General features: G+C 70.7%; 17 protein-coding genes and 1 pseudogene. 6 read left to right on the top strand and 12 right to left on the bottom strand.

Features of this window, described 5'->3' with window-relative positions:
- Positions 1-672, bottom strand: a complete 672-nt coding sequence (locus MYMAC_RS28235; protein WP_095960330.1) for a polyhydroxyalkanoate synthesis regulator DNA-binding domain-containing protein — start codon at positions 670-672, stop codon at positions 1-3.
- Positions 673-840: 168 nt separating this feature from the next.
- On the opposite strand from MYMAC_RS28235, the gene MYMAC_RS28230 reads away from it, so the two are divergent.
- Both MYMAC_RS28230 and MYMAC_RS28225 read left to right on the top strand, forming a co-directional pair.
- Positions 841-3,342, top strand: a complete 2,502-nt coding sequence (locus tag MYMAC_RS28230) for a zinc-ribbon domain-containing protein (protein ID WP_095960329.1) — start codon at positions 841-843, stop codon at positions 3,340-3,342.
- A 6-nt stretch (positions 3,343-3,348) separates the two neighbouring features.
- The gene (locus tag MYMAC_RS28225) at positions 3,349-4,119 is read left to right on the top strand and encodes a hypothetical protein (protein ID WP_095960328.1); all 771 of its coding nucleotides are present in this window, start codon (positions 3,349-3,351) and stop codon (positions 4,117-4,119) included.
- Here MYMAC_RS28225 and MYMAC_RS28220 read toward each other — a convergent pair.
- The gene (locus MYMAC_RS28220; protein ID WP_043712883.1) at positions 4,088-4,315 is read right to left on the bottom strand and encodes a twin-arginine translocase TatA/TatE family subunit; all 228 of its coding nucleotides are present in this window, start codon (positions 4,313-4,315) and stop codon (positions 4,088-4,090) included. The two genes, MYMAC_RS28225 and MYMAC_RS28220, sit on opposite strands and share 32 nt — an antisense overlap.
- Before the next feature lie 112 nt (positions 4,316-4,427).
- Between MYMAC_RS28220 and MYMAC_RS28215 the strand changes: the two genes are divergently transcribed.
- Positions 4,428-5,153 (top strand): glycerophosphodiester phosphodiesterase, encoded by a 726-nt coding sequence (locus MYMAC_RS28215; RefSeq protein ID WP_095961715.1) that lies wholly within the window; start codon positions 4,428-4,430, stop codon positions 5,151-5,153.
- A 3-nt stretch (positions 5,154-5,156) separates the two neighbouring features.
- Here MYMAC_RS28215 and MYMAC_RS28210 read toward each other — a convergent pair whose 3' ends face one another.
- The 3 genes from MYMAC_RS28210 to MYMAC_RS28200 all read right to left on the bottom strand — a co-directional run bounded on the left by MYMAC_RS28210 (position 5,157) and on the right by MYMAC_RS28200 (position 10,487).
- Positions 5,157-6,062: a hypothetical protein gene (locus MYMAC_RS28210; protein ID WP_170114782.1), complete on the bottom strand. Its 906-nt coding sequence runs from the start codon at positions 6,060-6,062 to the stop codon at positions 5,157-5,159.
- A gap of 170 nt (positions 6,063-6,232) precedes the next feature.
- Complete coding sequence (locus tag MYMAC_RS28205; RefSeq protein WP_095960326.1) at positions 6,233-9,454, bottom strand: MXAN_5808 family serine peptidase; 3,222 nt, start codon at positions 9,452-9,454, stop codon at positions 6,233-6,235.
- Between the two features lie 214 nt (positions 9,455-9,668).
- Positions 9,669-10,487 (bottom strand): EI24 domain-containing protein, encoded by an 819-nt coding sequence (locus MYMAC_RS28200; RefSeq protein WP_013938494.1) that lies wholly within the window; start codon positions 10,485-10,487, stop codon positions 9,669-9,671.
- A 59-nt stretch (positions 10,488-10,546) separates the two neighbouring features.
- Here MYMAC_RS28200 and MYMAC_RS28195 point away from each other — a divergent pair, with 59 nt between their 5' ends.
- A complete protein-coding gene (locus MYMAC_RS28195) occupies positions 10,547-11,884 on the top strand; it encodes a glutamate--cysteine ligase (RefSeq protein ID WP_095960325.1) in 1,338 nt (445 codons plus the stop codon).
- Between the two features lie 13 nt (positions 11,885-11,897).
- Here MYMAC_RS28195 and MYMAC_RS28190 read toward each other — a convergent pair whose 3' ends face one another.
- The 6 genes and pseudogenes from MYMAC_RS28190 to MYMAC_RS28165 all read right to left on the bottom strand — a co-directional run bounded on the left by MYMAC_RS28190 (position 11,898) and on the right by MYMAC_RS28165 (position 20,866).
- Complete coding sequence (locus MYMAC_RS28190; protein ID WP_239989062.1) at positions 11,898-12,524, bottom strand: hypothetical protein; 627 nt, start codon at positions 12,522-12,524, stop codon at positions 11,898-11,900.
- 159 nt (positions 12,525-12,683) lie between these two features.
- The gene (locus tag MYMAC_RS28185) at positions 12,684-14,246 is read right to left on the bottom strand and encodes an Hsp70 family protein (RefSeq protein WP_420810054.1); all 1,563 of its coding nucleotides are present in this window, start codon (positions 14,244-14,246) and stop codon (positions 12,684-12,686) included.
- 1,749 nt (positions 14,247-15,995) lie between these two features.
- Positions 15,996-16,289 (bottom strand): annotated as a pseudogene (locus MYMAC_RS38050) (TIGR02266 family protein); the annotation flags it as partial.
- Entirely contained in the window at positions 16,286-16,939 is a 654-nt protein-coding gene (locus MYMAC_RS28175) for a hypothetical protein (RefSeq protein ID WP_095960323.1), read from the bottom strand. The gene MYMAC_RS28175 and the pseudogene MYMAC_RS38050, both read right to left, overlap by 4 nt.
- Positions 16,936-19,629 carry an alanine--tRNA ligase gene (gene alaS / locus MYMAC_RS28170; protein WP_095960322.1) on the bottom strand — a complete coding sequence of 898 codons (2,694 nt, stop codon included), beginning with the start codon at positions 19,627-19,629 and terminating at the stop codon, positions 16,936-16,938. Before alaS ends, MYMAC_RS28175 begins: the two co-directional genes overlap by 4 nt.
- A gap of 634 nt (positions 19,630-20,263) precedes the next feature.
- The gene (locus MYMAC_RS28165; protein ID WP_239989061.1) at positions 20,264-20,866 is read right to left on the bottom strand and encodes a hypothetical protein; all 603 of its coding nucleotides are present in this window, start codon (positions 20,864-20,866) and stop codon (positions 20,264-20,266) included.
- A gap of 555 nt (positions 20,867-21,421) precedes the next feature.
- On the opposite strand from MYMAC_RS28165, the gene MYMAC_RS28160 reads away from it, so the two are divergent.
- Positions 21,422-22,171, top strand: coding sequence for a HEAT repeat domain-containing protein (locus MYMAC_RS28160; protein ID WP_095960320.1), 750 nt, complete (start codon positions 21,422-21,424; stop codon positions 22,169-22,171).
- A complete protein-coding gene (locus MYMAC_RS28155; protein ID WP_013942237.1) occupies positions 22,168-22,905 on the top strand; it encodes a sensor histidine kinase in 738 nt (245 codons plus the stop codon). Before MYMAC_RS28160 ends, MYMAC_RS28155 begins: the two co-directional genes overlap by 4 nt.
- A gap of 13 nt (positions 22,906-22,918) precedes the next feature.
- Here the strand turns inward: MYMAC_RS28155 and MYMAC_RS28150 are convergent, their stop codons facing one another.
- Entirely contained in the window at positions 22,919-25,885 is a 2,967-nt protein-coding gene (locus MYMAC_RS28150; protein ID WP_095960319.1) for a helicase C-terminal domain-containing protein, read from the bottom strand.
- Positions 25,886-25,938: the final 53 nt, after the last annotated feature.

Here is a 25,938-nt window from a genome sequence, read left to right as displayed (position 1 = left end):
TTACTCCTGCTGCTTCGGCTGTTCCTTCTGCTGCTCGACCTGCTCCAGCTTCTTCTCCAGCTCCTCCAGACGCTGGGTGAGGGTCGCCATGTCGCGGCCCAGCGCGGGCAGGTTGCCGGTGAGGTTCTCCACGACGTGCTTCACGCGCTCGTCGACGCGGCGCTGCCACTCCTCGAAGGCCCGCTGGCTGGCCTTGAGCAGGTCCGCCGGGCTGAGGCCCGCGGCGGTGGCGTCGGTGGCGGCGGGGGCCTCGGCCGGCGCCTCCACCGTTTCGCCCTCGGGGCGGGGCGCGTTCTCGTCCCGGCGCAGGAGCTTGTCGAGGCGGGACTCCGCCTCCTCGCGGATGGAGGCGACTCGCGGAGAGACCTCCTTCTGGATGAACCCGGAGATGGACTCGCCAGGGTGGCGGATGATTTCCCGCAGCACCGACAGCGGCATCTGGTTCTTCTTCTTCTCCTCCTCGAAGATGATCTGCGCGAGGGTGACGGAGGTCAGGTCCTCCTTGGTCCGGTTGTCGACAATCCGGACCTCGGTGCCCTCCTTGATCATCGCTGCGATCTCATCAAGGGTGACGTACCGGCTCTCCACGGTGTCGTAGAGCTTCCGGTTCGTGTACCGCTTGATGATCTTCGGCTCCTTGCTCGGAGCACCTGCTTGCTCAGCCTCGCTCATGTGTCTCTCCGCCCCTTTTGGGCTCGACTTCAAGCCACGTGCCCCGCCTGAGTCTCGCAGGGGCGATTCTCGTAGCAGAGGGGGTTGGGGGCGAGCAAGCAACGTGAACCCGGCTCGCCGTGCCCACCCCCGTCGTCCTATACTCGTGGTTCCTGCCGGGCCTGCTGAATGATCGTCAAGTGTGAGCGGTGCCAGACGCGGTTCAAGATCCCCGACGAGAAGGTGACCGAGAAGGGGGTCAAGGTCCGCTGCACCAAGTGCCAGAACACGTTCCGGGTCACCCGAGAGGCCGCTGCCGCCGCTCCGGGCGAGCCGCCAGCCCCCTCCTCGGACGGGCAGGTGGACCCTTTTGCCCGCTTCGGGGTCGCGCCAGACCCCAAGATGGTGGAGGTGACCAAGCCGGGCTACTTCGAGCTGGGCGTCGAGGCGAGCAGGCCGCTGCCGGCCCGGCCCAGTCCCCCTCCGCCGAGCTGGAACGCCATGGACGGGGACCTGGACGCGGAGGACGGCGTCTTCCAGGAGCCCACGCGCGTTACTCGGATTCCGCTCCCCCCCGCCGCGCAGGCGCCCGAGCCCGTGCCGCCGCCGACCCGTGGCAGCACGCCGCCGGGGGCCTTCGTGGTCCCAGCGCCTGGGAATCCGGGGCGCCCGCCGGCCGCGATGCCCGCGGCGGCCGGCGCCCCCTCGCCGACGCCGGGCCCTCGGGGGGCCCCTGTTGGGGGCGAGGACCGGTCCTTGCCGCCCGTGCCCGAGTTCGACGGCGCGTCCGTGTCTCCGGCCACGGCCCGAAAGAACCCTGTTCCGCCGCCGCCGGTGCCCGAGGCGGACCCGTTCTCGGACCTCCTGGGCCCCCCGGCTTCGGCCGGGCCCGCGGCGGCGAACGCGCTTCGCCGGAGCGCCGTGGCGCCCCCTCGGGGAGGCGCGCCAGCGGCGGCGGTGGCCCTCGGGGCGATGCGTCCGAGCGCGCCGCCGTCCTCGGCTCCACCCGCGTATGGCGGGGAGGACCCGTTCGCGTCCATCGACATCGACGATGCGGCGGCGATGCCGTCAGCGGCTGGGGCGCCGCCGCCGGTGGAGAACGACCCGTTCGCGTCCATCGACATCGACGACGCGCCGGTTCCAGCCGCGGCGCCGGGGCTTCCTCCGCCCCCGGGCAAGGACCCGTTCGCGGCCATCGATATGCACTCAGCGGCGGGGCCTGCCGCGGCGCCGGGGCTTCCTCCGCCCCCGGGCAAGGACCCGTTCGCGGCCATCGATATGCACTCAGCGGCGGGGCCTGCCGCGGCGCCTGGGCGTCCTCCGCCCGGTAAGGACCCGTTCGCGGGCATCGATATCCATGCGGCGGCGAGTCCTGCGGCGGCGCCTGGGCGTCCTCCGCCACCGGGGAAGGACCCGTTCGCGGACATCGATATCCACGCGGCGGCGAGTCCTGTGGCGGCGCCCGGGCTTCCTCCGCCCGGTAAGGACCCATTCGCGGCCGTCGACATCCACGCGGCGACGAGTCCTGCGGCGGCGCCTGCGCTTCCTCCGTCCGCGGGGAAGGACCCGTTCGCGTCCATCGACGTTCACGCCCCACCGACGGCCGCGGCTGGCAGGGGGCTTGCGCCGGCAGGGCAAGACCCGTTCGCGTCCCTCGGTGCCGCTCCAGCGGCAGCGCCGGGAGTGGCGGGGCCTCCAGGCGCGGCTCCCTTCCTGTCCTCGGATGAGGCAGGTGGCGCTGGCGCGGCCCACGGCGTGTCGCCCGGTGCGGCACTGACGCCCTCCGCGAATGCCCGGGACTTGTTCGACCTCGGCTCGGACGTGGGCGGGCAGGGCGAGGATTCCGGCCTGTTGCCCACGGACACCGGCCGGGCCGCGCTCTTCGGCACGTCGGAAGGGGAGGGCCCGCTGGCCGCCGATGAGGGCCCCGGTATCTCCCTGCTCGGAGACGTGCCTCCCATGGAGGACGCGCAGGCGTTCGGCGTCACCCTGGGCCGGGTGGGGTCGCAAAGCGGCATCCAGCGCGAAGTGCTGGACATGGACGGGCTGCCGTCGAAGCCCGTGGTCACCGTGGCCAAGCCCACCGCGCGTCCCGAGGACGTGGGCATCCCGCAGAGCCGGCCGCTGAGCCGTTTCCGCAAGGTGCTGGCCTTCACCGCCAACCTCGTGCTGGCCACGGCCCTGGTGGCCGTCCTGGGCACGGTCGGCCGGGCGTACCTGCGCGACGGGCGTCTGGACCTTTCCGCCTTGTCGCTGGACTCCCTCCGCGCCCTCTTCGTTCCCGCGCCGGAGCCGCTGGTGGCGGTCGATGTGACGAGCGGACTGTATGAGACGCGCGATGGCCGGTCGCTCCTCTACGTCCGAGGGGACGCGGCGAACCACTCGGACGCCGCCTCCCGCATCCGTGTGCGCGCCGCGCTGTACGACGGCAACCAGCGGGTGGCGTCCGCGGAGGCGCTCGTGGGCCGGGTGCCCACGCCCGAGGAGCTCTACGGGGCGGGCTCGCCCGAGGCGGCGTCGGCCTTGCGCCAGCGTGTGGACGAGGCCGCTGTCTCCGTGGCGCCCGGCGCCAAGGCGCCCTTCGTCGTCATCTTTCCCGAGCGTCCGGCGGACCCGAGCGGGTTCCGTCTGGAGGTGAGCCTGGAGTCCGAGCGTTCCCAGACGGCAGAGGCCGGCCGCCGGATGGAGTGAGCCGCCATGCCCACGCAGGAGGATGCCCGGACCGTTGCCCGCTTCATCCACGCCTTGAGCGGGGGCGCGGGGGTGCGTCGCAAGGCCGCGGCGCGTGAGCTCGCCTGGAGGGATCCACTCGACTCCAACGAGCTGATTGGCCACCTCATCGCGCTCTCCCGCGCGGGCTGGGGGCCCGCCGCCTGCGCGTTGTCGGACTTCATGTCCGCGCTGGAGCAGGAGGCCGAGCACATTCCCCACGTGGAGTCCTTGCGGCGGCTCGCCCACGTCCAGTCGCTCGACACCGTGGCGGACCTGTTCGCCCAGGGGCCCGCGAAGCTGGAGATGGACGCGGACGTCGCGGCCCGCGCGGACGCCAACGCCTTCTCCCAGTCGCTCGGGCACCTGAAGCAGCAGGCCCGCCTGACGAGGGACCCGGACACCCTGTCCCGCCTGGCCACCGTCAGCAATCCTTCCGTCCTGCGCAACGTGCTCATCAATCCCCGGCTCACCGAGGCGCTGGTGGTGCGCATCGCCGCGCGGCGTCCCGCCCGGCCTGAGCCGCTCGTCGAAATCTGGAAGTCACCACGCTGGTCCGTGCGGCACGCCGTCCGGCGCGCGCTCGTCTTCAACCCTTACCTGCCACCGGAGACGGGCGCGAAAATCGTCCCGCTGCTCAACACGGCGGACTTGAGGGAGCTGGCCTCGAATGCCTCCCTGCATCCGGCCCTGCGGGCGCAGGCCTCCCGGCTGCTCGAGGAGGGCGCTAGCGGCGGCGAGGCTGCTCGGGGTCGGTGAACTCGGCGTCCGTGGTGCTCCGGCGAACCGGCGGCAGCGGCTTCGCGTCCACCAGGTCCTCACCCTTCGAGGCCTTGCGGAACGAGTACACGAACTTGCCCACGGCGTTGCCGAGCTGACCCATGCGGGCGGCCGAGAAGACCACCAGCAGGATGAAGCCGAGGACGATGATTTCTCCGAGGCCGAGGCCCAGCATGATGAGGGCACAGTGCAGCAAAGGGCGGGGGGAGGCAAGCCGTGCGTCCACCGCCGCACGCCCGGTTGGACTTCTGATGCACGCCGGCGTCCACCCGCGCAGACTGGAGGGCATGCTCCTGCTTGCCCACCGTGGCGCCAGCGCCGATGCCCCCGAGAACACCCTGGAAGCCTTCACCGAGGCGGTCCGCCAAGGCGCGGACGGGGTGGAGCTGGACGCCATGCGCTGTGGCTCCGGGGAGGTCGTCGTCTGTCACGACGAGCGCCTGGAGCGGCTCGCGCGGCTGCCGTGGGAGGTCCGGCGCACGCCCTGGTGGAAGCTCCAGCGGGCGGATGTCGGCTCGCCCCTGGGCTTCGCGCCCGCGCGCATCCCCCTGCTGGATGAGGTGCTGGACGCCCTGCCGGCGCAGCTCCTGGTCAACATCGAGCTCAAGTGCGACCGCGCCGATGACGGAGGCCTGGCGGAGCAGGTGGCGCGCGTGGTTCGCCGGCGAGGGCTGGCGGGGCGGGTCGTCATCTCCAGCTTCAACCCGCTGTGCCTCTTCCGCCTCGCCGCCGCGGCGCCGGAGCTCCGCCGGGGTTTTCTCATCGACCCGGACAGGTCCTGGGGCTTGCAGGCCTACGCGGTGAGCCCGCTCGTGTCGTCACACTCGGTCCACCCGTTTCACGAGGCCTGCACCCCGGAGCGGGTCGCCGCGTGGCGCGCGGCCGGGCTGAGCGTGGCGGCGTGGACGGTGGACGACCCCCAGCGCGCCCAGGTGCTGGAGCGGATGGGGGTCAGCTACCTCATCACCAACCGGCCGGGGGCGGTCCGTCAGGCCCTGCACCCCGCCGCGTAGCGCTCAGAAGTCCAGGCCGAGCGTGGTGTTGAAGGCGAAGACGGCCGGCAGCCCCCGGTCCACGGTGGCGCCGCTGTCGTCCACGTAGGAGACGCTGCCGGTGCGCGTCAGCGACAGCTCCGCGCCCAACTGGAGCACGCCGCCGATGAAGCGCACGCCGCCGTAGATGCGCTGGTTGATGTTGCTGCCGAAGCCCACCTTCCGGTACTCGGCGGTGTCGACCAGCGCCTCGCGCGAGCTGCCATTCGTCGAGTCGTCGAAGCTGCGGTCGGGGTTGAAGTCGATGCGGCTGGACGTCGCGCCGACGAAGCCCAGGTCCAGGCCGCCGTAGGGCGTCAGCGTCACCATGCCGCCCAGCGGGAACTGCTTGCCCACGCCGAAGTCCAGGCCCATCACCGTGAGGCCCAGGTCGCGCGCGCCGAACAGCTTCGTCACGTGCCCGCGCACGCCGAAGTCGGGCAGGTAGGTGAAGCCCTCGTTGGCCGCCCACTTCACCTCGCCGGTGGCCACCACCTGGCTGCTCTTCTCAATCCAGCCGACGCGGCCGCCCAGCTCCAGTGAGAAGGGCAGGCCCTTGCGCGCGTGGAAGGAGGGGATGAGCACCGTGCCCGGCTGCTCGTTCTGCGTGGGGACGTGCACGCCGCCGGGCAGGGACACCACGGAGAGCTCCGCGTTGATGGCCCAGGCCGAATGCCCCGTCGTCTCCGGCGGCATCAGGTTCACGGAGGTGATGGCGGCGCCCATGATGCGGGCGAAGGCCTGGAAGTCCGCGTTGGCGGACGCCACCGTGTTCGCCGCCTCGGGGTCGGGGTTGCCGAACCGTGCGATCTGCAGGTCATTGGGCGCCGCGACAACGGACGCCCCTGACGCCCAGGCCGCAAGGGCCAGCCACCGACTGAACGTCCGCATTCGAGTCACCGCCTCCAGGGCGCGCGACCGGCCGGTGAGGCGCCCACCGCGCCGGACGCTAACGCCTGCTCGCGAGGAGCGTCAACAAAACGGGCGGCCTCTCCCGCGGTCCCCTGGGGGAGTCCCGCTGGAAAGGCCGCCCGGAAGGAGGCGGCGCGCCTGGAAGGCGCCTACTGCGGCTGCGGCTTGCCGGAGGTGCTGCCGGTGGGCGAGGCCATCTTCTGGGCGACCTCGGCCGGGCGGCGGCGGATGACCAGCGTGCGGCGGCTGGCGAAGTCGCTGTCCTCGCGGGCCACCACCAGCACGTTGTTGTTGCCCTCCTTCAGCGCGAACTCGGTGGAGAACTTCAGCGTGTTCGGCTCACCGCCCTTGGGGTTCACGCCCTTGAAGTAGACCTTCTGGTCGTTCACCAGCACGTAGACGTCCAGCAGGCCGTGGGGGTCCGTCACCACGCCGGAGAGCGTGAACTTGTCCCCGTTGGCCACCAGGCCGCCCGCGGCCGGGTCCACGTCCAGGCGGATGTCCGGCGGACGGTGGTTGGTGACCAGCGTGGCCTTGGGCGCGGTGGCCTTGCCCGTCTTCAGCTCCTTCGCGTCCTGGCTGCGCACGAAGGCGAAGCGGTCCTTCTCCAGCTCCACGCGGTAGTAGCCCTTGGTGACCGCCTCGGCGGGCAGCACCGTCGTGCCACTCAGCTTCGCCACCGGGCGCGCGTTCTGCGTGGGCGCGCCGAACAGCTCCACCTTGTCCGCCAGGCGGACGAAGCCCTTCTTCGCCTCCAGCTTGGCGACCGGGGCGTCGGTGACGGGCAGCTCCAGCTTCTCCATCACGAACTCCTCCAGCGGCTCGTCGATGATGGCCAGCTTCAGCGGGAAGGTCTCCCCCTTGAAGCCCTTCTTCACCTCGAGCTGGAACTTCGCCGTCTTCGTCTCACCGGGCTTGATTTCGCCCAGCTTGAAGCGGCCCTTCTCGATGAAGACGTTGGCGTCCCCGCCGTTCTTGATCTGCGTGAAGGAGTCGAGCGCCGCGCCGGTGCCCGCGTTCGTCACGTCCAGCAGCACGGAGACCGACTCACCCCGCTGCACGGTGCCGTCGCCGTTGCAGGTCGCGCAGTCGTCGATGACCTGCCAGTTGAAGGCGAAGGCGGGGCGGGGCAGCTCCACGAAGTTGAGCTCGGCCACCCGCGTCTCCGGCAGGGCGCCGTGGTCGTCGAAGAAGCGCACCGTCACGTCGTCGCGGCGGCTGGTGAGGTCCTTGGGCAGGCGCACCTTCACCTTCCACGTCTTCTTCTCACCCGGCGCCAGCGCGCCGAACAGGAACTCACGGCGGTCCAGGAAGGCGTTGTCGCTCTCCGTCCAGGCGCGCACGCGCTTGAGCGGCTCGGCGCCACGGTTCTCCGCGGTCAGCGCCATCTCCATCACCTCGCCCGCGACAATCTTCGCGTCCGGGCCCGGCGTCAGCGACACGGCCATCTGCACATTCTTGGGCGTGGGGCCCGCGCTCCAGTCCACGCCCAGCGCGGCGATGGCGGCGTTGATGCGGGACTCCTCCTCGGCGCGCTTCTGGTCGATGAACGCCTTGCCCTGCTTGAGCTGCTCCTTGCGCGTGGTGGCCGGAGCGCGCAGCACGAAGTCGCGGGCGAACTTGACCTCGAAGTCCTCCTTGATTTCGTCCTGGGCCTCGGCGTCGAGCTGGTCGTCCAGGTCCTCGCCCATGCCGGCCACGTCCACGTCCAGCAGTGGGTCCTTCTCCCCGTGCTTCGCCGCGTTGGCGGCCGACTTGGGCGCCGCCTTCTCATCCTTCTTGGCGGCGGCCTGGGCCTGCTTCTCATCCACCTTCAGGTACTTGAGGCTCTCCAGCGGCTTCTCGCGGTTGAGCACGTCCTCGCGCTTCTTGGCCACGGTGGAGGAGTCCGGGTTGCCGAAGTGCTGATCCAGGTCCGCCTCGCCCATGGAGCGGCGCGGCGCGAACACGTCCACGCGCTCGTCGGTGGCGCGGGTGGGGATGAGCTGGATGTCCGGGACGATGCCGACCTCCTGGATGGAGACGTCACCCGGGGTGAGGTACTTGGCGATGGTCAGCTTCAGCGCGCTGTCGTCCGGGAAGTCGTACAGCACCTGGACGCTGCCCTTGCCGAAGGTCTGCCGGCCGATGATGGTCGCGCGGTCGAGGTTCTTCAGCGCGCCCGCGACGATTTCAGACGCGGAGGCGCTGCCGGCGTTCACCAGCACGGCGATGGGGTAGGCGTCCTCGCCCTCCGTGGCCCGCGCGCGCTTCTCCTCGCGCAGCTTGTCGGACAGGCCCACCGTCGCGACGATGGTGCCGCTGGAGAGGAAGGTGTCGGAGACCTGGATGGCCTGCTCCAGGAGGCCGCCCGGGTTGCCGCGCATGTCGAGCACCAGGCCCTTGAAGCCGCCCTTCGCGGCGGCCTGCTTGCGGAGCTGCGTCAGCGCCGCCTCCAAATCCCGGGTGGTGTTGCCCTGGAAGTTCTTCAGCCGGATGTAGCCGACGTTGTTGGAGAGCATCTTGTGCTGCACGCTCTCAATCGAAATCATGGCGCGGGCCAGCGTCATGATGCGGGGCTTGTCCCAGCCGTCGCGCTCCACGGTGATGGTGATGCGGCTGTCCACCGGACCGCGCAGCTTCGACACGGCCTCGTTGAGGTCCATGTTGACGGTGGACTCCTCGCCAATCTTCTTGATGCGGTCATCCTTCTGGATGCCGGCGCGGTGCGCGGGCGTCTTGGGCAGCACCTTGACCACGGTCAGGTTGCCCTCGCGCATCTGGATGACGAAGCCCAGGCCGCCGAACTCGCCCTTGGTGGACAGCTTCATCTCCCGGTACAGCTCCGGGCGCAGCAGCACCGAGTGCGGATCCAACGTGGACAGCATGCCGTTGACGGCCGCGTACTCCACGTCGCGCGTGTCCTCGATGGGCCGCATGTTCTTCGACAGGAAGTCGAACACGTCCTTGAGCGCGAAGGACATCTTCCACAGCGAGTCCACGTGGGCGATGTCGAACGCGCGCTGCTTGCCGTTCACGTTGACGTTGAGCTTGCCCGTCTCCGCGCTGCCGTCCACCAGCACGTCGGGGACGCTCTTCTCGACGTACTCCAGCGAGGCGATCATCATCTCCTTCGGCCTCACCCGCTTGGGGTCGACGTAGTTCTCCTTCACGTAGAGGATGACCTTCGTCAGGACGCGCAGGCTGTTGAGGTCGTGCGGGGCCTTCTCGCCCTTGGCGGCAGGAAGACTGCCATCCCACGAGCCTTGCCCGGCCTCGGCTGCGCCCATGGTCAGCGGCAAGGGCGCCCGGTCATTGCCCACCAGGGCCCAGGCGCCGAGGAGCACGGCAACGGCTGTGATGCGGCGGAGGAGACGCGGCATTTGGTTCATCCAAGCTGGGGCACTTCTTCCGGTACCCCGGGTGTGGCGAGAAGCCTTGAGATTTCGACCGTTTATACCGAGTAGGCGAACACCGTAAGCGGCCGGGCAAGCCTAATCACGGGCTCCAGGTGCTTCAAGGCATCGCCTCTCGGGTGGTGCTGCAGAACGTCCCTGGCGGGCATTGCGTTCCCGGTCCACCGGATGGGACACCCGGCCGGGGCGTTTATTTCAACGCGGCGGTAGCGGACGCTCCAGGAGGGGGCGCCAGCAGCCGGGCCTCGCGCAGCCCGCCGTAGAGCAGGGTGCCGGCGACGATGGCCACCGGCAGGAAGAACGCGTTGAGGATGGGCACCCAGAGCAGGAGGTAGATGCCCGCGCCCAGGCCCAGGCACAGCGCCCGCCGCTCGCGCAGCATCCGGCGCACCTCGGCGAAGGGGTACAGGTGGCGCGTCATGGGCGCGGCCAGGTACTCGCCGGCCATCCATGTCATGGTGTACAGGCTGGCGAGCACCGTCCACAGCACGCTGCCCACCCCAGGAAGCAGGTGGAGGGGCAGGAGCACCGCCAGGCCCGCGAGCAGGAAGAACAGCCGCGCGAGCGTGTGGGCGAGGCCGGTGACGAGCCCCCGGATGAAGCCGGCCGCGGTGAAGGGGGCGCTCGGGCCGCCGCCGCAGGCTTCCTCGGTCAGCTCGGACAGCGGGTCCTGGAGCGGGGCCAGCAGCAGGGGGGGCAGGACATTGGCGCCAACCACCCAGAGCACCAGTCCGGACAGCACCAGCACGGTGGTCCAGGCGGCCTGGCCGTACCAGCTCTCCGGGCGGGTCCAGACGGAGTCCAGGGCACCGGGGGCGTAGCGCCACAGCAGCCAGACGAGCCCCACCAGGGCGGCCGCGGTGACCGCGGCGCAGAGGGCGGACAGGAGGAACAGGCGGCGGTCGCGCAGGATGAGGGAGAAGGCCCGGCCGAGCAGGCCCAACCCCTGGAAGAAATCGGACAGGCGAGGCTGGGGGGCGACGGCGGGGAAGGTGGATTGTGGGCTCATGGCGGGCCAGTGCGCAAAACAGAGCGGGTCGGAAGGTCTGGGTTATATAGGGCGCGCACATGTCCCTCGACCTCAAGCGCGCGGCCTCAGAGCCCATCTCCTCCGTCGACATGCTGTTGGCTGGATTCCGAGCCGCCGAGAAGCCCGGCGGCGCGCACCGCCTGGGGCTGGAGCATGAGAAGTTCCTCTACCCCGTGGACGGCGCGGAGCCCCCCACCTATGAAGGGGAGCGGGGCGTGGGCGCGCTGCTGAGCCGGGTGGCCGCGGCTGGCTACACGCCGTTCCGGGAGGCGCCCGCGTCGCCCATCATCGCGCTGCAGCGCGGCGGGGCCACCATCTCCCTGGAGCCCGGCGGCCAGGTGGAGCTGTCCGGGAGCCCCTTCGTCACCGCGCGCGAGGCGCACGCGGAGAACCTCACGCACCTGTCGGAGGTGTCCGCCGCCGCGAAGGCGCTGGGCCTGCGGCTCGTCTTCCTGGGGTACCGGCCGTACGGGACGACCGCGCAGATGCCGTGGATGCCCAAGACGCGCTATCTCATCATGCGCCGCACGCTGCCGGAGCGCGGGCGGCTGGCGCTGAACATGATGTTGATGACGTCCACCGGCCAGGTGTCCCTGGACTGGGCGGACGAGGCGGACTGTGTCCGCAAGACGGTCACGGTGGCCCGCCTGGCGCCGCTGATGAACGCGATGTACGCCAACAGCCCCATCGTGGAGGGCAAGCCGTCCGGCTACCTGTCCTTCCGCAACCGCGTCTGGGACGAGGTGGACCCCACGCGCTGTGGCTACCTCCCCGCGTTCTTCGACGGCTCGTTCTCCTACCGCGCCTACGTGGAGTGGGCGCTGGACGCGCCGCTGCTCTTCCTGCGGCGCAACAACGAGTACCTGTACCCGAAGATGACCTTCCGGCAGTTGCTGAAGGAGGGCTTCGAGGGCAAGCCGCCCGACCTGAACGACTGGACGGACCACCTGTCCACGCTCTTCCCCGAGGTGCGGCTGAAGACGGTGGTCGAGGTGCGCGGCGCGGACTGCGTGAACCCGGCCATGACGGGGGCGCTGGCCGCCCTCTGGCGCGGCATCCTGTATGACGCCGCCGCGCTGGACGAGGCCGAGCGCCTGTTGCCGAAGCTGAGCTACGCCGAGCACCTGGCCTTCCATGATACGGCGCGGCGCGAGGGCCTGGGCGGCCGGCTGGGCTCCCAGGAGCTTCACCGCCTGGCGGCGGAGATGGTGGCCATCTCCCGCCGGGGCCTGATGCGGTTGGACGCGGCGGACGCGCCCCTGTTGGACCCGTTGGACGCGGTGGCCGCTTCGGGCCGTTCGCCCGCGGTGGCGGTGCTCGAGGCGTGGGAGAAGAACCCCCGCCCCGAGGCGCTGATGGACCGCTTCGGCCTGTGAGGGGTGTGGCGGCCTAGAACTGGCCGCCAATCATCACGTTGCCGTTGAAGAGGCTGCCTTTCTCGTCGGCGTTGGTGACGGGGTTTTGGATGAGGCCCTCACCGCCGACGAACCGGTACGTGGCGCGCGCGCCGGCCACCAGGTTGCCGAAGCGGTAGTCCAGGCCCGCCGCCAGCGGGAGCTCCGTCTGCCAGTCGTTGTTGTAGAAGCGGTCCGCGCCGTCGGACGGGTTGAGGTAGCTCAGGCCCACGCCGGCGCCGACGAAGGGACGCCACTTCTCGTCGAGGAGCGGCCCTGCCTTGGCCATGAGGGTGGCGTTGTGGCGCCAGACGCCCTCGCCATCGCCGTTGTCGCGGAGACGTGCGTCGTCGATGGGGAAGCGCTGGCCTTCGTAGCCCACCTCGACGCCGCCGTACTGCCAGGGATAGGCGCTGGCGTTGATGCCCAGCAGCGGGCCGACCTTGGTGTTGCCGCCGAGGTCTCCGGTGAAGTTGCCGAGGCCCAGCCGCACGTCGGCGCCCACCAGCGGACGCTCCTCGACGCGAAGCCGCTCGCCCACCTGCTGTGCCTCGATGGCGAAGGCCGGTCCCGCCATGCCCAGCGCCGCCGTGGCGACTCCACCCACAATCGAACGTCGCATCGCATTCCTCCCCGGGAAATCAGTCACCGGAAAACTGGGCATCTGTCGCCACGGTTACAGAGAGAGCCGCAGAGGCGCACGGTGGCCTGCAGGGCCGCGGGCGCATCGGCCCACGGGGCGGGGATGCGGCGGTCTCCGCGCGGACGGGCGGGCAGGGGCTTAGCGGCGGCCGAAGAGCTTCTTCAGCCCGGACAGCAGGCCACCCGGGCGGGGCTCCGGCTCGGGGACCAGCGGGGAGCGGGCGAGGAGCGCGTCGAAGGCCGCGTCGTCCAGGGGCTCCGTGACGAGCGTCACCGCGTGCCGCTTCACGCCCGGCAGCGTGGCCTCCAGGGACAGGGCGCCATCCGCGGAGAGCGCCAGGTGCAGCTCCACCTCGCCCGCGCGCTCCACGTCGAGGGTGAGCTGGCCGAGGTACTCGGCGTCCGAGGCCTGCGTCGGCGTCCCCTGGAAGAGCGCGAGCTCGAGCGGGCCGGGGGCGGAGGGCAGCACCAGCGTCTTGGTCGCGGGCAGGCGGGTGTTCCGTTCGAGGACGCGGCGCAGGGTGCCTCCGCGCTCGGCGACGGCGAGCGGCGAGGAGAGCACCTCGGACACGGTGGCCGCGGGCTTGCCTGCCTCCGCGAGCAGCAGCCCCTGCCCGAGCAGGGCGGCACCGAGGGCCACGCTGCCTCGCGCGTCCACGTCCTCACGCACGCTCACGCCCAGGCTCTCCTCGAGCCGGCGGCGGACCATCGGCGTGGCGCTCTGCCCACCGACGAGGAGCACCGCGTCCAGGCCCTGTGGGGACAGCGCGTTGGATTCGAGCACGTCGCGGACCACGGTGGTGACACGCTGGGCGAGGTCGGCGGTGAGGGCCTCCACGCGCTCCCGGCTGAGGGGCGGCACGGTGCCCGAAGAAAGGGAGACGTCCACCTGCTCCTGCGTGGAGAGGGCCACCTTGGCGGACTCGGCGGCGATGCGCAGCGGGGACCAGTCGAGAGGGTGGTCCGGCTTGGGCACACCCTGTTCGGAGAGGTCGCTGGCGATGGCCTCGGCGATGCGTGCATCGAAGTCCATGCCGCCGATGGTGGCGTCGCCGCCGGTGGTGATGACCTCGAGGTCGTCGCCGGTGACTTGCACCACGCAGACCTGGAGGCCACCGCCTCCGAGGTCCACCACGAGCACGCGCTTGCGCGCGAGTCCCCGCCCATGTGCGTAGGCGAGCGCCGCCGCCGCGGGGGCGGTGAGGATGCGCTGCGCATCGAGGCCCGCGAGCGAGGCGGCTTCTCGGAGCGCCGCGCACTGGCGGTCGGTGAAGTGGGTGGGCGCGCAGATGACGGCGCGGGTCGGCTTGCGGCCCAGGTGGGCCGAGGCGGCGTGCTTCAGCTCGCGAAGCAGCATGGCCGTGAAGAGGGTGGGCGAGATGACGCGGCCTCGGACCTCGACGCCGGAGTCCCCATTCGCATCCGGGGTGACGGGGAAGGGGAGCAGCGGGGCGAGCCAGCGGAGCTGGGGGGAACGCGCCTTCAGCCCGAGCAGCCGCTTGAGGCCGGAGATGGCGCGGCGGGGCGCGCGCTGTCCTTCCGTCCGCGCCGCGGCGCCGACGACGAGGTCACCGGTGCCATTCACCGCGATGAGTGAGGGAAGGTCCGTGGTGTCGGTGCCGGGGAGCGGGATGAGCGTGGGCGTTCCGTCCTGGACGACAGCGACGCGCGCATGTGAGGTGCCCAGGTCGATGCCCAGCACCACCTCGGGCAGCGCGGGCGTCGAGGCCGGCTGCGCGATGGGGACTTCGAGCAGGGCACGACGCCGATTGCGTGGCGCATCCGAGTCCAGGGCGACGACGGGCGAGGGCTCGGCGTCGGTACGGACGGGGGCTGGGCCTGCCGATTCTGTATCCGTGGCGGTGCTGGACGGAGCCGTTTCGTCCTGAGTGGCCTGGAGCGTCTCGGTGCTGGGCGGAGTCGTTTCGTTGTGAGCGGCCTCGGGTGTCGCGGTGCTGGGCGGAGTCGTTTCGCTGTGAGCTGCCTCGGGTGTTGCGGTGCTGGGCAGAGTCGTTTCGCTGTGCGCGGACCCGGGTGTCGCGGTGCTGGGCGGAGTCGTTTCGCTGTGCGCGGACCCGGGTGTCGCGGTGCTGGGCGGAGTCGTTTCGCTGTGGGCGGCCTGGGGCGTCTCGGCTTCGGCTGAGGCCGTGGCGCTCGGGGGCGCAATGTTGGCAGGCGCTGGCTCTCGACGTGGGCTCAGGTCGATTGTGAGAGCCAGTGCTGGTGCCTGAAACTGCGCCTCGTCGGACGCAGTGGGGGCCTCCGCGCGTTCAGTGGACTTCGAGGTCGGGGAGGCGTCTCCGGACGAAGTCTTGTCGGCTTCAGGTGCGCTCGGAAGCTCGGCCCCTGGTTGCGTGGACGATTCCAGCGTGCCGGAGGTTTCGTCCGCCGTGGTCGCCGGTGTGACGGCTGAGGGACTTTCTTGGGGGCTCGTTGGCGCTGCGGCGGGAGACTCAGGGAGCGCGGCGTTGACTGCTTCAATATCGAGCGCGGCGCTCATGGAGGACGCCGCGGCAGGGCTCCTCGTGGTGGATGCGTCGCCTTCTTCCGCGTTGGGCGTCTCGCTCGGGAGCGCCGCCGTCTCGGAAGACGCAGGGGCCGCACCGGTGCCGGGAGCTTCGCTCGTGACCGCAGCCGCTGCGGGTGTTTCAGTGGGTGAGGAGTCGTCTGCCGTGGCTTCGGGCTTGGGCGCTGAAGACACAGCAGCGTTGGATGCGTCCGGCGCGTGCTCGGTCGGCGTGGCCGCGGCCGGCAATGCGGCGTCCGTCGGGGCCGGTTCGCCTGTGGCACGGGCGTGGATGGGCGGCGTGGCCGCAGCTTCTGCCATCGCCTCGGTCACTGACGCGGGGGGGGCCTCGTCGCTGGTGACGGCATCCGCCGACGCAGCGAGGCTGGCCGTAATGGCGAAGTCGAGCCCGTCACTCGAGTCGGCGTCGAAACGCGGGGTGGCCAGTGCCGGGCGCTCGTCCGAGTCTGGGGCGTCCGAACCCTGTGGCTCCGTGGCTGCACTGTCACTGAACCCGGCCTGGTCATCAGTCGTGCTCGCGCCAGACTCAGCGGACATCGCATCCGTCTCAGCGCTGGCACCGGTCGCTTCCGGTTCTTGCCCGGGTTCGGAGGCGGGTGCTTCCGGGGGGGAGTCCGCGGTAGCCGAGCGAGCCTCCTCTTCGCGCTCAGGAGTCGCGAAGGGTGCGGCTTCCGGAACGGCCGCAGCATTCGGCACAGCGGCCCTGCTGTCAGCGACCCGTGCCGAGGCTCCCTCGTCGCGCGTCTCTTCAGGGGAAGCCACGGGGGACGACATCACGGCACGCGCCGGGTTCGAAGTCTTCGCACCAGGTGCCCGGCGGACCAGTCCTGGAGGTGGCGTGGGCGCAGGCGTTGTCGCCGGAGGCGCGGCCTGCGCCGGAGCTTGCGGCTCCACGCCTCCGGTACGCCGTGCCAGCACGCGGTCGATGAGCGACTTGCTCGCGGCGTCCAGCTTCACGAAGCGGACCGTCATGCCGGTACGCCCGCCCGTCGTGTCCACCTGGGCCTTCACGACGACGCCTTCGCCGCGAAGCAGCCGTGTCCCGTCGGCCAGGACGAACTCGAACGCCAGCCCCGTACCCTCGGGCTTCATGGCGCGCGTGGCGACGAACACGCCACCGCGCGCCACGTTCGAGCCGTACTTGTCGATGAACTCCTCCTCCGTCGTGTACGGGAGGCGGATGCGAAGCGGGAGGAGGCTGGACGCGGTCCCGCTCATTTCAAGGGAATCCGCACATCCCCCCCGGAGCCCTGAAGCAACAGGTGCAGCCCGTCGTCCCGAAGGGCCTCTGGAGGAAGCTCGAACAGGAGGACCACGTCGGTGCGCTCGTCCGGAGCCCAGGTGCGATGAAGGGGCCGGGTGCCCCCGACCACCTGGGCGTCCCGGGCCACGCCGTACGACTGGCCCTGCGCCCCGAAGAGCTTCGCGCCGTCCAGGTCCAGGGCGAGCGGCGCGCCGCCCACGTTCTGCGTCAGGAGCTGCACGCGGAAGAACAGGTCCTCGGAGGTGAGGCTCACCTTCCCCGAGCCCTTCACCGAGTGCGAAGCCTCCAGCCCCGTGAGCTTCACGGACAGGGTGTCCAGCCGCACGGCCTCGTTGGGGGAGGGGAGCTCCCAGGTGCGTTCGGCGGGGACGTTGATGCCCGCGGCCAGTCCCGCGAGGTTCGCGTTCGGGTCTCCGCGCGTGGCCTCGGGGCCCTGGGAGGGACGGCCTCCCTGGTTCACCCGGTCCACTTCCTGGCGGAGCTTCTGGAGCGTGCGGTCGTCGCCCGTCCCTCCGTAGTCAGGGACGGACTCCTCCTTGCAGCCACCCAGCACGAGGGTGGCCGCCAGAAGCGCCACGGAAGCGGAGGCCCGGTGGTTCATCACGCGGTGCCCACGCCCTTCACCAACTCGTACAGCTTCTCCAGCGCCGCGGGGAGCTTCGAGGCATCCGGGCCACCGGCCTGGGCCATCTCCGCCTTGCCGCCGCCCTTTCCGCCGACTTCCTTGGCCATCTCGCGCACCAGCGCGCCGGCGTTGATGCCCTTGGCCACGACGTCCTTGGTGGCCGCGACCAGGATGATGGCCCGGCCGTCCTTCTCGCCGCCGATGGCGACCACGCCCGAGCGGATGCGGTCCCGGAGCTGGTCCGCCATGCCGCGCAGGACGTTGTCGTCCGCCGCGTCCACCTTCGTGGCCAGGACCTTCATGCCATTCACATCGCGCGCCTGCTCCAGCAGGTCCTTGCTGCTGGCCGTCTGCGCCTTGACGGCGACTTCCTCGACCTTGCGCTCCAGCTCCTTCACGCGCTTCTGGGTCGCCTCGACGCGCTTGGAGACGTCCTTCGAGTTGGACTTGAACAGCTCGGCCACCTTGCGCAGCTCGTGCTCCTGCTCGCGGACGTACTGGAGCGCGCCGATGCCCGTCAGCGCGACGATGCGGCGCACGCCGGACGCCACGCCGCTCTCGCTGGTAATCTTGAACAGGCCGATGTCACCGCTGCGGCGCACGTGGGTGCCGCCGCACAGCTCGGTGGACTCGGGGTGCACGGTGACGACGCGGACCGTCTCGCCGTACTTCTCGCCGAACATGGCGACCGCGCCGGACTTCTTCGCGTCCTCCAGGCTCATGATGCGCGTCTCGGCGCCCGCGTTGTCGCGAATCCAGCCGTTGACCAGGTCCTCGACCTGCTCGAGCTGCGCGGACGTGGCGGGGGAGAAGTGCGCGAAGTCGAAGCGCAGGTAGTCCGGCGCGACGACAGAGCCCGCCTGCTTCACGTGCTCACCGAGCACGAGCTTGAGCGCCTTGTGCAGCAGGTGCGTCGCGGAGTGGTTCGCGCGGATGGACTTGCGGCGCTCCGCGTCCACGCCGGCCTGGACCATGTCGCCGACCTTGAAGGTGCCCTCGGAGACCTCGACCGAGTGGACCACCAGGCCCGGCACGGGGCGCTGCGCGTCGGTGACCTTCGCCACCGCCTTGCCGCCGTGGCCGACGACGCGGCCGGTGTCGCCCATCTGGCCGCCGGACTCGCCGTAGAAGGGCGTGCGGTCCAGGACCAGCTCCACCGTGTCGCCCTGGGACGCCTGCGTCACCTCGACGCCGTCCTTCACGATGGCGCGGATGCTGCCTTCACCTTCGTGGCCCTCGCCCTCGTAGCCGAGGAACTCCGTGGTCCCGAGCCGCTCCGCCAGCTTCAGGTAGACCTCGCCCGTGGCCTTCTCACCGGAGCCCGCGAACTTGTTCTTGTTCGCCTCCTCTTCGAGGATTTGCTCGAAGCGGGGCAGGTCCACATCGAAGCCACGCTCCTTGGCGATGATCTGCGTGAGGTCCCACGGGAAGCCGTAGGTGCCGTGGAGCAGGAAGACGACGTCGCCGGAGAGCTGCTTGCCGCCGGCCTTCTGCAGCTTGGACAGCTCCTCCTCGATGAGCTTGAGTCCGCGGCTGAGCGTCTGGCGGAAGCTGGTCTCCTCGTGCCGGCAGACCTCCAGGATGAAGGTGCGGCTCTCCTTGAGCTCGGGGTAGGCGTCGCTCATCAGCTCGATGACGCGGTCGACGACCTTGAAGAAGAAGACGTCGTCCAGTCCGAGCTGGGTGCCGTGCCGGATGGCGCGGCGCATGATGCGGCGCAGGACGTAGCCGCGGCCCTCGTTGGAGGGCTGGACGCCGTCCGAGATGAGGAACGCCGCCGCGCGGCTGTGGTCGGCGACGACGCGCTGGGACGCCCCGGTCTCCTGGGCGTAGGGCTTGCCGCACAGCTCGCTGACGGTGGCGAGGATGTTCTGGAAGAGGTCGGTCTCGTAGTTGGACCGCTTGCCCTGGACGACGGCGGCGATGCGCTCCAGGCCCGCGCCGGTGTCGATGGACGGCTTCGGCAGGGGGATGAGGGGCGCGTCCTTCTCCTTGCGTTCGAACTGCATGAACACGAGGTTCCAGATTTCGAGCCACCGGTCGCAGTCACACGCGACGCCCAGACACTTCTTGCCCTCGGCCTCTTCGGCACAGGGGATGTCGTCGCCCTGGTGGTAGTGGATTTCGGAGCAGGGGCCGCAGGGGCCGGTGTCGCCCATGGCCCAGAAGTTGTCCTTGAGGCCGAGCTTGTAGATACGCTCGGCGGGGACGCCCTGCTTCTTCCACAGCTCGTAGGCCTCTTCGTCCCACGGGGTGCCGCCCTCGCCGTTGAACACGGTGACGGCGAGCCGGTCGGTGGACAGGCCGAGCGTCCGGGTGACGAACTCCCAGCCGTACGCGATGGCGTCGGGCTTGAAGTAGTCGCCGAAGGAGAAGTTCCCGAGCATCTCGAAGAACGTGTGGTGCCGGGCGGTGAAGCCGACGTTGTCGAGGTCGTTGTGCTTGCCGCCGGCGCGCACGCACTTCTGCGACGTGGTGGCGCGGCGGTAGTCGCGCGTCTCACGGCCGGTGAAGACGTCCTTGAACTGCACCATGCCCGCGTTGGTGAACATCAGCGTCGGGTCGTTGGCGGGCACCAGGGAGGAGGACGCCACACGGCGGTGGCCGCGCTCCTCGAAGAACTTGAGGAACGCCTCGCGGATCTCGGAGGCGGTCAGGGCGGAAGGCATGGTGTGGGTATATGCCACAAGAGGCGGCTTCGCAGGAGTTCTTGGAGGTTGCATGAGGGGCCGGACGACCCCCGGAGCCCCGGACTGACCCGGTTGGCGGCCTGGGCGGCGACCGGCGGGGCTTGGCGAGCGCCCCGTTTCGGCCCCAAGGAATCCCGTCAGGCCGCCAACCTGGCCAACGTGCACAGGTCGACGGCTGCATCGGAACTGGTGTCACGAGGCTGCTACGGCGCTCCGGTGCAGGCAGCCCTCAAGAAGTAAGGGATTGGCGCAGGGGCGCGAGGAATACGACTCCATGGGACTCAGGCTCATTGCCCAGATACCGCATGAGCGAGTGGACTCAATGTCAGAGTCCGCTGCAACTGAGCCATCAACGCAGCCAGAATGCGGGTGGCCGGTGTCGCTTGAGATCGACGAAGAAGACGGAGCCTTTCTGTTGTTCGTCTGGGATGGCTCAGCCAGATGCTTGGGCGATACATGGCACGCAAGCCTTGACGGGGCGATGCATCAGGCTTGGTTCCAGTATGGCGTTCACGCTGGCGCATGGCGGACTGCTGATGCTCCGCCCACGGACCAAAGCGAGTGAGGGCGCGGAGAGCCCATCACCCTGCCTCCCATCACGACTGCTCGTCATTCAGGCGCCTGAAGAGGCATCTCCGAATCGGCTCAGCATTTCTTCCACATACTGAACGCCCCGGGAGGTGATGGCTTTGCCCTTCTTGGTGTCCTGCGCGTAACCGCCATGCAGGCGGAGCGCCTTGGCCGCATTCGGCGCTGCGTAGGTAACGCCGAGCTCGCCCCAGAACCGTGACGTCGTTCCAGACGTCACTTCGAAATCCGCGTCGAGCGAGCGCGCGAGGTAGAGGGGGATGAGCGACCGCACGAGCTGGTCCTTCTGCTTGCCCGCCGAGATGAACTCCTGTTGACGCGGGTGGCTGCGCAGAGCGGTCAGCAGTTGGTCCACGGCCGTGCTGCCATTTCCTGTCGCGGGTGCAGCGGCTTCCTTCGCGGCGCGCACGCGCTTCTTGGGCTTCGCGGCCGGGTGGGCCGTCTTCTTCTCTGCCTTGGCGCCCGTGCTTGCCTGGGCCTTCTTCGCAGCGGGCTTCTTCTTTTTCACCCCGGAGCGCGGTGCCTTCGCCGCCGCCTTCCGGGAGGGCTCCGGCGCTGAAGGCTGAGCGGTCGAAGGTGCGTCCGCGTCGGTCGTCACCGCACCACGGGCCGGCGTGCGCTCGGCCACGGTCGGCTCAGGCGCCGACACTGCCTCGGAGGGCTGCGGGATGGAGGGCCTGGGACGCGGGGTGCGCTCAACCACGGTCTGCTGAGGGGCACCCCGGGGCGCAGGTGCGGGGAAGTCGGCGGTCCGGGGCGCGGAGGTGTCCCGGGACTCCTTGAGCCCGAGCCGCGCGCGCACCTCACCCACGATACCGCCCAACCCCACGTTCTGGAGCAGACCTTCCAACCGGGACGTGAAAGACACCTGGTGAGCCCTCCTGGAGCTGCGCACATTACCCCATCAAGGCCACATCCCCGAGTTGATGGCTCGATTCCTGCCGGTCCTCCTGGCGCGGAGGCGTCGGGGGCAGGGGGCGTGTGGGCTGCTGGAGCCTGTCTCCGACCTCGCTGATGGGGGCGCGCCACTGGCGTCCCAGGTCTGAACAGACACCTGAACCCACAGGGGCGAAGGCCCTCCAGGGCAGGAGTGGACCTGACCCACTGTCCTCCATGTGCAAGGCCATGCAACTGTTCGCCAATCGTCATACGGCGTTAGACTCTCCGGATTCCCTCCCTGCACATGCAGCTGCTTTCCTCCGCCCTCGTCCTGCTGCTCCTCGCGCCTTGCGCGGCCCTGGCCCAGGGGAGCTCTCGTATTGCCTTCCTGGGCAAGCAGCTCCAGAAGAGCAAGGACCCGCGCTCCCGCTCGCAGGCGGCGCTGGTGCTCGGCGCCACGGAGGACCCGGAGGCCGTGCCGCTGCTGTGCACGGGCTTGAAGGACGAGAGCGAGCTGGTGCGCGCCGCCGCGGCCAAGGGGCTGGCGAAGCTGCTGGAGCTCGACGGGCTCGACTGCCTCCAGGCCCACAAGTCGGACGCGGACGCGACGGTCCAGGCCGCGGTGAGCGAGGCCGTGGACGCGCTGAAGGAGTTCCAGTCCCGTCCGCCGCGCTTCTACGTGCAGCTCGAGGCGGTGAAGGACCGCACGGGCAAGCTCCCCGCGGAGTTGGTGAAGGCGACGGAGGCGCGGCTGCGCTCGCGGCTGATGCGGAGCGGGGCGCGGATGGCGCCCGCGAAGGAGACGAAGTCGGCCGCGAAGGGCACGCTGAAGAAGCTCCGGGTGCGGGGCTATCGCATCACCCCGGAGCTGCATGCGACGGACAGCGGTGGGCTGCGGGTGGCGCTCGTGTGCCTCACGTACCCGGAGCTGTCGCTGATGGGGCAGGTGGAAGTGAATGCCGCGGGCGCTCAGCCTGGAGACCTCCTCAAGGCGCTGGTACCTCGCGCGGTGGAGGAAGCGGCGGAGACCTTCGAGTGGAGCAGCGAGACATGACGACGACCACGGCGCCCCTGACGCCCGCCAAGCGGCGCTGGCGCAACTTCCTCCTCGACACGAGCTTCCAGCTCAAGCTGACGGGCTACATCGTCTCGGTGACGCTCGTGCTGTCGGCGCTGCTGGGCGTGGTCCTCGTGCGAGGCGCGCAGGCGCTGATGCGCGAGACGGCCGCGGCGGTGGAGGCCCGCTCCCAGGCGGCGGAGGTCAGCCGCGAGCTGTCCGGCGCCACGCTCTCCAACGAGCTGCTGACCCGGATGGACGACCCCGCCTTCGAGGCGACCTTCCGCGAGAAGGCGAAGGCAATCGACGCGGCCTACGAGGCCGAGCGCGCCGCCATCGTCGCCCAGCGCGCGGAGCTGGAGCGGCAGCAGAAGCTCACCGGGTGGGCGCTGGGCGGCTTCCTGGTCGCCTTCATCGCGGTGGTGGGGCTGGGGACCATCGTCGTGACGCACAAGGTGGCGGGGCCGCTCTTCCGCATCCGCCGTCTGGTGCAGGAGGTCCAGGAGGGCCACCTGCGTGCGCCGCAGCACGGGCTCCGGGATGGCGACGAGCTCCAGGACCTCTTCGAGGCCACGCGGAAGATGGTGCAGCGCCTCCGCGAGCAGAGCGAAGAGGACGCGAGGACCTTGTCGAACGCCCTTGAGGTCGCGGAGCGCTCGGGGGCTTCCGCCGAGCTCCTCCACGAGCTCCGCGCCCTGGACGCGCGCTACCGCGCCCGGCTCGCGGACTGAGCCCGCCCGGGGCTCACCCCCAGGACCGCGCGGGTCCTGACTCCACGGTGAGCCCCGTCTCCTTCAGCATCGCGTGGATGCGCAGCCGGGCCTGGGCCCACGGCAGCGCCTCGACGCGGTATCCCTCCAGCGCGTTCATCAGGTGGCCCCGGTAGCTGGGGTGCCCCGGGTCCGAGATGATGACCACGCCCCGGTCCGTCGTGGCCCGGATGAGGCGGCCCACGCCCTGCCGCAACTGGAGCAGCGCACGGGGCAGTCGGTAGTGCAGGAAGCCCATGTACTCGCCGCCGTTGCGTGACAGCGGCTCCTCGCGCGCGGCCACCAGCGGGCGCATGGCGGGCTCCAGGGGCAGCTTGTCGATGAACACGCAGCCCACGCCTCGGCCGGGGATGTCCACGCCCTGCCAGAAGCTCTTGGTCCCCAGCAGCACGGTGCCCGTGTCCTTCTCCTGCCGGGCCGCCAGTGAACGGCTGTGCCCGCGCGACTGCCGCAGCACCTCGATGCCCAGCGGGTCCAGACGGGTGCGCACGCTCGAGCCCACGCGCTCCATGCGGCGCGTGGAGGCGAACAGCCCCAGCACCCGGCCACCCATCGTCTGCGCCAGGCCCGAAATCCGGAGCGAGGCCCACTCCACGAAGGCCTCCTCGTGCGCGCGAGGCGCATCGGTGACGAGCACCACCAGCGCCTGCTCATGCAGCTTGAACGGCGTGGCCGCGCGGACGAGCCGGGGTGCGGTCTTGCCCCCACGTCCGTCGAGTCCCAGCCGGCGGAGGACGAAGGGAAACCCGTCGCCAGTGCCCAGGGTCGCGGACGCGAGCACCAGCGTGCGCTTGCTCTCCGCGAAGTCCTTCGACACGTAGGCGGAGACGTCCACGGGCTGGGCGCTCAGGCTCCACCGCTGCCGCTTCGGCTCCGACGTCGCGGCGTAGCACCGGCCCGGCGAGGCTTCACCGGACAGCTCGCCCGCGAGCACCGCCAGCTCGCCCAGCTCCGTGGTGGCGCCGGACAGCTCCCGCTCCAGCGCGGGCTGCCGGGCGGCCAGCTCGGGGAGGGCGGCCAGCACGCGCACGGACAGCAGGACATGCAGCGCCTGGAGCGCGCCGCGCACGGCCTCCAGTCCTTCGCGCACCGGCTCCCAGGCGGGCAGGGCGCGCACGGTCGCGGTGATGCGCAGCTCGGGAGAGTACGCACCCTCGTCCGGGTCCTCGCCCACGGCGGTTGCGGCGGGCTCACACAGCTCCGTGACACGAGCACCGAGGTCGCGCGCGTCATCGAGCAGTCGGCGCAGGCCATCCTCTACCTCGCCCATCAGCGAGCGTGTCTCCGCCCGGCGCGAGGCGCTCAGGGCCTTGCGCAGCTCGGCGAACAGGCCGCGCCGTCCATCCCTGCCGTGCAGCCGCTCCGTGAGGCGCAGGAAGGCGAGGTCCGACAGCTCCAGCGCCAGCGCGGTGGTGGCGACGTCCTCCACCTCGTGCGCCTCGTCGAGGACCAGGTGGTCCAGCTTCGGGTAGCGCGCGGGCCACGCGAACGCCAGCGACTGGTTGATGACGAGCACGTCCGCGTCCCGGGCCTGGGCCACGGCCGAGTGGTAGAAGCAGCGGTGGAAGTGCGGGCACTTCTCGCCCAGCGTCGTGGACGCTTCGGAGCGCACGGCGGGCACCAGCGCCATCAGCACGGGGAAGCGCTCGCGGAACCAGTGGCTCAGCCTGTCCAGGTCGCCCTCACCGCTGCGGCGCAGGTACGCCCGCAGGTACGCCCGGGGCGCGCGCGCGGAGTGCCCCATGCCGGGCTCCACCCGCGTCGCCTCCAGCGCGCGGCGGCGGCACAGGTAGTTCGTCTGGCCCTTCAGCAACGCATAGCCGAAGGCGCCCTTCGTGGCCCGGTGCAGCCGGGGCAGGTCCTTCTCCAGGAGCTGGTCCTGGAGCGTCTTCGTATGCGGCGCCACGCCGACCTTGCGGCCGTTGCGCGCCGCGAAGAGCGCGGCGGGAGCCAGGTACGCCAGCGACTTGCCCGTGCCCGTGCCCGCTTCGACCGCGAGCTGCCCGCCGTCCGAAAGCGCCCGCGCCACGGCCTGCGCCACGTCGAGCTGCGCGGTCCGGCTCATGAACCCTTCACCGGCCTGCTCCAGTGCGCCACCTGCGCCGAGCAGCGCGGAGACCTCCTCCGGACGCACCGGGAGCACAGGGGCCTCGGCTTCGGGCTCAGGCAGCGCCGGGGCGCCTCCCGCGCGCCTTCGCTCTGGCTTCCCTCGCAAGAAGCCCTGGGCCTCCAGCGCCAGCGGCGCGGCCTCCGCGCGGCACGCGGCGGCCAGGCGCGACAGCAGGTCCACCAGCGGCCATTCCTCGTAGTCGAACGCGCCGCTCGCGCCGTCCTTCAGGCCCACGCCCTCCATGGCCAGGCGCAGCTCCGCGCCCTTGCGCGGGTCCAACGCGGCGAGCAGGTCCACCACGTCATCGCCCCGGCCCTCACGGACACAGCGGTCCATGGCGTGCACCAGCACCGAGTACACCGCCTCGCAGTCCGACACCGCGCGGTGCGGCTGCCGCAGCGCCAGCCCGGCCCACCGCAGCAGCGACTCCAGCGAGTGGCTGGTCAGCTCCGGGTGCAGGTAGTGCATCAGCTCGCACGAGTCGAGCACCGGCGCGCGGATGGGCCCCAGCAGGTCCGGCAGGAAGCCTTTTTCAAAGGGCGCGTTGTGCGCCACCACCGTCCAGCCGGACAGCTTCTCCCGCAGCTCGGCCAGGTCGGTGCCGAAGCGCGGACGCCCCTCCAGGTCCTCGTCCGTCAGGCCCGTCAGCCGCCGGATGGTGAGGGGGAGGGGCCGCGAGGCCGAGTACAGGCGGGCGAAGCGCTCCACCTCGCGCCCGTTCTCGAAGAAGATGCAGCCCAGCTCGATGACCTCGTCCACACGCGGGTCCAGCCCCGTGGTTTCGAGGTCGAGGAAGACATGCCGGGTGAAGAGCTCCGCCGCGCCGCCCATTCAGGGCGCGGAGACTACTCCTCCCGGCGGCGCTGCCCAGAAATCGGCCAGCG

This window comes from Corallococcus macrosporus DSM 14697 (assembly GCF_002305895.1).
GTDB classification, from domain to species: domain Bacteria; phylum Myxococcota; class Myxococcia; order Myxococcales; family Myxococcaceae; genus Myxococcus; species Myxococcus macrosporus.
The sequence above is the reverse complement of the archived record's forward strand: the minus strand, read 5'-3'. Positions and strand labels throughout refer to the sequence as shown.